The organism is Paracoccus haeundaensis, from assembly GCF_006239215.1.
In the GTDB taxonomy this organism is placed as follows: Bacteria; Pseudomonadota; Alphaproteobacteria; order Rhodobacterales; family Rhodobacteraceae; genus Paracoccus; species Paracoccus marcusii.
In genome coordinates this window covers 1-5,222 of record NZ_VDDC01000076.1, presented here as the reverse complement: position 1 = coordinate 5,222, position 5,222 = coordinate 1, and the positions used below count along the sequence as shown (strand labels likewise).

Sequence of the window (5,222 nt, the reverse complement as noted above, 5' to 3'; positions counted from 1 at the left end):
GGTTGCTCATCGATCAGGTCTCCTTGAGGAGCCTGAATCATGCCGAACGCGCAGGATCAATGGGTCCTGACCCTAGAGTTGAGGAGACTATGACAGGCACCGTGGTTGCATTTGCGAAAGCCAAGGGGCATCGCTTCTCAAAAAATCTGGCACTCGAGACCCTTCTTCTGGCAGGGATCAGTGGCAGGTCATTGTGATCATGGATCCTTAACGTCGGGCACCTCGAGACGCTGGTGAGCCATGCCGATCCTGACAATGAAAGATCATCCAGATTTGCAGAACGGCTTGGTGCGACGCTAGATGCCAACCTGCAGCGGCCTGATCCTTCGGACCTGGTCTACAGGCACTACAGCTGAAGGACCGCTTCGAGCACTTTGTGCCGATCCTCGACCAGCGATGGAGATTCACTTCCACTCTCATTAAGTGCCCGCGCTACGACCGCCTCGCAGTGAAATGGTCGAGAAGGCTGGCAGTGGCAAATCCTCGGGCCTTAACAGGAGCGGGATCTTTGTGCAGGCCAAGGCCATGCAGTCAGCCCCACGGTCTCCAACGGCCCGAGACCGGAATTGCATTCCGGCCCCGGCGTTGTGTTTTGCGCCCTGCCCGGCAGTTCTGATCAACGCAATGTCCAGATGATGAGGAGACCTTCGAACAGGGTGAACGAAGGTCCCCATGAAGAGATTGTGCATTGCTCTTCATGCGGAGAGAACAAGGTTCGTTTGAATATGTTCCTGCCATTTGCGTTGTCAGTGTGGCAGCACGTCAAAAGATGCGAACGTAAGTTTTACGCTCCGGCCACCGCCAAACTGATCCAGACATTCCGCCGGAAAACGCCCCGTCGCTCGATCCCTGTGGTCTCGCTTACGGGGAGTTTTCTGGCTTTGCCACACGCCAAAACACCGACCAACATCCCCGATCAGAAGGCACGGGAGCGTGAGGGCCTCGGCCCATCAGCATCCGCCAATGCGAAACATGGATTGGGATGCAGCGGACGGGGTTTTAGGATTTATCAACATTAAAACCGGACCACCTTCACGCTTCCGGCTGGATCGAGACCTTGAGGCCAAGCGCTTTGGCAACCTTCATCACTGTGGAGAGGGTCGGATTGCCCTCGCCGGACAGGGCCTTGTTTAGTCCCACCCGACTCATGCCGACCTCGCGGGCCAGAGCCGTCATGTTCCGGGCCCTTGCGACAACCCCTAGGGCACAGGCGATATAGGCAGGATCATCGCCCGCCTCGTCCATGACCGCTTCCAGATAGGCGGCAATGTCCTCTTCTGTCTTGAGGTAATCGGCGCTGTCGTAGCGGGCAAAGGTTTCCTCAGCCATCGCTCAACCCTTCCATTCTGCGGCCAGAGCCTTGGCCTGGGTGATATCTCTCTCCTGAGACGACTTGTCGCCGCCGCAGAGCAGCACGATCAGAACCGGTCCCCGCCGGAGGAAATACACCCGGTAGCCCGGTCCATAGTGAATCCGCAGCTCGGACACTCCGTCCCCGACAGGCTCGGCGTCACCAGAATTGCCGCTGGCCAACCGATCGAGCCGTGCTGCAATCCGGGCAACCGCCCGACGATCCCGCAAGCCCATAAGCCAGCGATCAAACGTAGCACTGCGGATCACTTCGCCCATGTGACAACTATAGTTTGCTACAGTGGACTTGGCAACGGCTGCCGATGCTCTTGCCCGAAGGGATTCAGGCGACCTGCGGCAATCGATGCTTCATGAAGGAGAGGATGTTCCTTGCGTGGGCCGCATGAGCGAAACTGGCTATCGCACTTCGCGTGATGAACTCAAACAATGAGCTGTCTTCCGACGTGCTCGCGGCCATCGACCATCCCTCGAACTCTCGTTCAAGGGCATGCCCCCGGTCCAGGACGGTGATGTTCCGGTGCCTCCTGTCCGATAGAATGACCTGCTCGACGATGAACAGTTCTGCGGCAGGCCCTTCTATCCACTGATGGATGATCCCATCCTCCCAGTGAAGAAATCCGGTGATATCCAGACTGAAATTGCGGGCTCTGGCCCGGTCTATGATATGCCGATAGGCGTCATCAGACGGCGTCAAATCGGTATGGCTTCGATAGATCATGGAATGAATCATCGGCACCTCCAAAGGGGGATATTTCTTGCATTCTTTTATTCAAAAATAAATGATAACAAATGTTTATAAACATTCCGGCTTCTGCACGTATCCTCCGGTCCTGACGGACTTAAACAGGCACAGAAAACATCATGGCAAAAATCGTCGCCCTTACAGACATTCATGGCAGGCTGCAGGTTTTCGAATATCCGCCCTGGCGCGTGGTGAAACAGACGTCGTCTCCTGATGGCGCGAGCGTAGATCTGTCCAACGGGAACGGGATCGCAACTGTGCAGGTCAGCGATACACAGCAAAACATCGGGATACAGCTTACGGACGGAACGTCACCATTCCCGACGGACCAAGCCTGAACTGGCCTGCTCGTATTCTTTGGGAGAAAGAAGATGCACCCATGATCCGCTCGGAACTGATCGGAAAGCTTTTTGAGACGCATCCGCATCTGGCGAGACCCGTGGTGGAAGCTGTACTTAACGCGATCCTCAATAAGATTGTGGACGGCCTCGCCCAAGGCCAGAGGGTCGAAGTTCGGGGGTTCGGGAATTTCTCCAGCAAGGTCCGGGGCGCGCGGATGGGTCGAAACCCTTGGAACGGCGCTCCCGTGCGGGTGGAGAGCAAGCGGCTCCTGCATTTCAGAGCCTCGAAACTGCTCTTGGAGCAGATGAACCACTCCACAACTCCAGGCTGATCCCCACCTTCCCTCATCTCCGGCGCATAACATCTCTATATCCGCCAATGCGCAGCCAGAGGTTGAACATCCCGCCTCCCACCAAGGCAGTTCTGTGCAATCGCGGGGCAATTCCGCCGTCGCTTAGGGCGCCGTAAAAAACAGACGCTGCAATGCAGCGCAAACCCGTGACAGCCTGCAGCGATGCCCTCAAGCTGAATCATGAAGCCAAGCGCTTCACTCTTCCTTCCAAGGGTGTCTTTCTCCTCCTTCCTACGTGAACTTCCAGAGACCACCGGACCTGCCGCTCTCCTCCTCCCTGCGTTCAAGTTCGGTGGTTCTTTGCTTGCAGGGTGGTTGCCGAGGTCGTAGCCAACCTCTCCTGTACGGCATCTCAAAGACGCTTAGTTTTCACAGGCGATCCCGTCGCCGTCTCGGTCCAGATCATAGACGTCAGGTCCAACGACCTCGACCGGGCCTTGCACATAGGCCGGCCCGTTCCCGCTACCGCTTGCGCAATCCACATCGCTGGCCACGGGTACGCAGACGAGTGCGTAGCTTGGGTGGCAGTCCCGGGACCATGCCGGGACGGGCAGAAGCAGCAGACTGATCAGAACGGGACGGCACATGGCAGGCTCACATGAATAGATCACTCGCTAGGCCATGAAGGCCAGAAATAATCAACCTTAGAATGAATTATGCCATTAGGATTTTTAGGGTCCAGAAGGGGTCAACGCGCGAAACTTATTGCGATCTGTCCTTGTATATTCGCGGTCTGGAAGAACGATTTTACCGTCCGAAGATGATGTTATGCACGTTTAGGTTGCACATGATGCCAGAACGTTCGGGGTTTGCTCTGGAGGTCGGGACGCGCTTGCCGAGCCGGCGGCGACCGCAGATCGACAGCAAAGTACAGACTGAGGCCTGCAACGCTTGACTGGCGAGCGTCAGCTCGACAACGACCCGGCGTTCATCCAGCGGGTCACGTTTCTTTGCGATCAACCCGGATTGCTCCTTGCGCTTGAGGAGAGGCGTGGTCGTGCCGGTATCAAGGCCAAGTTTGGCGCCAATCTTGCCCACCGCGCCCGGAGACGTTTCGAGCAGCTCGAGGATCACCAGGTACTGAGGGAAGGTAAGACCAAGGGGCTCCAGGAACGGCCTGTGCGACGCATTACGCACATCTCTGCCAACGTCAAATCGCCGCGCGCCACATCCGATAGCGCCCCTGCCCGGTCATCTCACGGATCAGACCCTGTTCCTCCATCCATGCGAGGTTACGCTGAACGGCCGCGCGACTGGCGCCGGTCAGGGCCTCAGCCATCGGGGCGGAGATGAGCGGCCATTCGGTGAGCACGGCGCGCAAGGCCGGGGGCGTGCGTCCCGACAGCGGGGTCATTGCGCCCTTCGCCCTCTCCGCCCACGCCTCGATATCGTCAAGATGGCGCATCGCGGTCAGACATGCCGTCTCCATCCCGGCGAGCCACCGCGCCAGACGCTCAGCAGGCGAGCCGCCAGCACGCAGCCCCCCTGCCCCGCCCATGGCGAGAGGCGCAAAGACCGCACCCTTACCGTCGCTGGCTGCGATGCGTGCGGCGGTGACCGCCTTTTCGATCTGATCGCCCTGCTGCCCGAGCCCAGCAAGGCTCCAGAGGTGAAAGCCCATGCAAGCGCGGGTGATCGGGTGCAGAGCCACGGCTTGCGCCATCAGGTCAAGCCAACCCCCTGCGCGATCCGCGAAGGGCTCCGCATCAGCCTCCATGTTCTCCGGGTCGCGGCGGTCGAGAAAGGCGGACAGGTCCCCTTCCGGACCGGGCCCGCCTGCCAGTCGGCGCACTGCCCACCCGACACCCGAGAGCACCCCGGTATCGTCCTGCACGCCAGACAGGCGCAGCGAGATCCACAGTGCCAGCCGGTCTGCCCCAATGCGATCACCGACAAACCAGCTCAGATCGGCTGCCTCAAGCAGCCCCAGCCTGTGCCGCCAGCCCTTCGGGCCACGCCGCAGCCGATCGTCCAGTGCCCCGAGCCTGCTCGCAACGTGGGCAAGACGAGCTGCACTGGCCGCCTCTGCCGACCGCCAGTCATCGATGACCTTGATCTCACGGGGTTCAGCCCGTGGCCCGGGCGGCAGGTCGTCGGGCTCGTCGTCGATCGGACCGGGCAGAAACCACAGGTCGCCCTCGGATGTCTCATCGACCTCTTCGACGGTCGCAAGAGCGTCTCCAAAATAACCAGATGAAGTAGGTGCTTGGGTCTTCATAAGTGCAGAATACACACCTTTTGCATCTTACCTAAGGGTCTAATTTTGAGGTGTCAGCGGCCCCTGTGGAGCTTGTTTGCGCTACAGCCTGCAGAAGCTCTCTGAATGTGCTCGTAGGATGAAAACCTCGGGCTTTTTGCAGAGCAGCGTCACAGGATGGGCCATTGCATTCGTTTCCAAACGGTCGTTTACTGACG

At 58.8% G+C, this 5,222-nt stretch carries 9 protein-coding genes; 3 read left to right on the top strand and 6 right to left on the bottom strand.

Going from position 1 to position 5,222, the window contains the following annotated elements:
• On the top strand, positions 1-197 hold a 197-nt coding region (locus FHD67_RS20790), incomplete at its 5' end, for a hypothetical protein (RefSeq protein ID WP_218062369.1).
• A gap of 835 nt (positions 198-1,032) precedes the next feature.
• Here the strand turns inward: FHD67_RS20790 and FHD67_RS19820 are convergent.
• From FHD67_RS19820 to FHD67_RS19810, 3 genes are all read right to left on the bottom strand, one after another.
• A complete protein-coding gene (locus FHD67_RS19820; protein WP_139599805.1) occupies positions 1,033-1,329 on the bottom strand; it encodes an addiction module antidote protein in 297 nt (98 codons plus the stop codon).
• Between the two features lie 3 nt (positions 1,330-1,332).
• Entirely contained in the window at positions 1,333-1,629 is a 297-nt protein-coding gene (locus tag FHD67_RS19815; protein ID WP_139599804.1) for a type II toxin-antitoxin system RelE/ParE family toxin, read from the bottom strand.
• A 64-nt stretch (positions 1,630-1,693) separates the two neighbouring features.
• Entirely contained in the window at positions 1,694-2,089 is a 396-nt protein-coding gene (locus tag FHD67_RS19810) for a BLUF domain-containing protein (protein WP_176695228.1), read from the bottom strand.
• Between the two features lie 143 nt (positions 2,090-2,232).
• Between FHD67_RS19810 and FHD67_RS19805 the strand changes: the two genes are divergently transcribed.
• Both FHD67_RS19805 and FHD67_RS19800 read left to right on the top strand, forming a co-directional pair.
• The gene (locus FHD67_RS19805) at positions 2,233-2,451 is read left to right on the top strand and encodes a hypothetical protein (RefSeq protein ID WP_139599802.1); all 219 of its coding nucleotides are present in this window, start codon (positions 2,233-2,235) and stop codon (positions 2,449-2,451) included.
• A 41-nt stretch (positions 2,452-2,492) separates the two neighbouring features.
• On the top strand, positions 2,493-2,786 hold the full coding sequence (locus FHD67_RS19800; RefSeq protein WP_139599801.1) for an HU family DNA-binding protein: 294 nt from the start codon (positions 2,493-2,495) through the stop codon (positions 2,784-2,786).
• A gap of 383 nt (positions 2,787-3,169) precedes the next feature.
• On the opposite strand, the gene FHD67_RS19795 is transcribed toward FHD67_RS19800, so the two are convergent.
• From FHD67_RS19795 to FHD67_RS19785, 3 genes are all read right to left on the bottom strand, one after another.
• The gene (locus tag FHD67_RS19795) at positions 3,170-3,394 is read right to left on the bottom strand and encodes an excalibur calcium-binding domain-containing protein (protein ID WP_139599800.1); all 225 of its coding nucleotides are present in this window, start codon (positions 3,392-3,394) and stop codon (positions 3,170-3,172) included.
• Positions 3,395-3,554: 160 nt separating this feature from the next.
• A complete protein-coding gene (locus FHD67_RS19790; RefSeq protein ID WP_281282465.1) occupies positions 3,555-3,944 on the bottom strand; it encodes a transcriptional regulator, SarA/Rot family in 390 nt (129 codons plus the stop codon).
• Positions 3,945-3,957: 13 nt separating this feature from the next.
• Positions 3,958-5,025, bottom strand: a complete 1,068-nt coding sequence (locus FHD67_RS19785) for a hypothetical protein (RefSeq protein WP_139599798.1) — start codon at positions 5,023-5,025, stop codon at positions 3,958-3,960.
• Positions 5,026-5,222 lie beyond the last annotated feature (197 nt).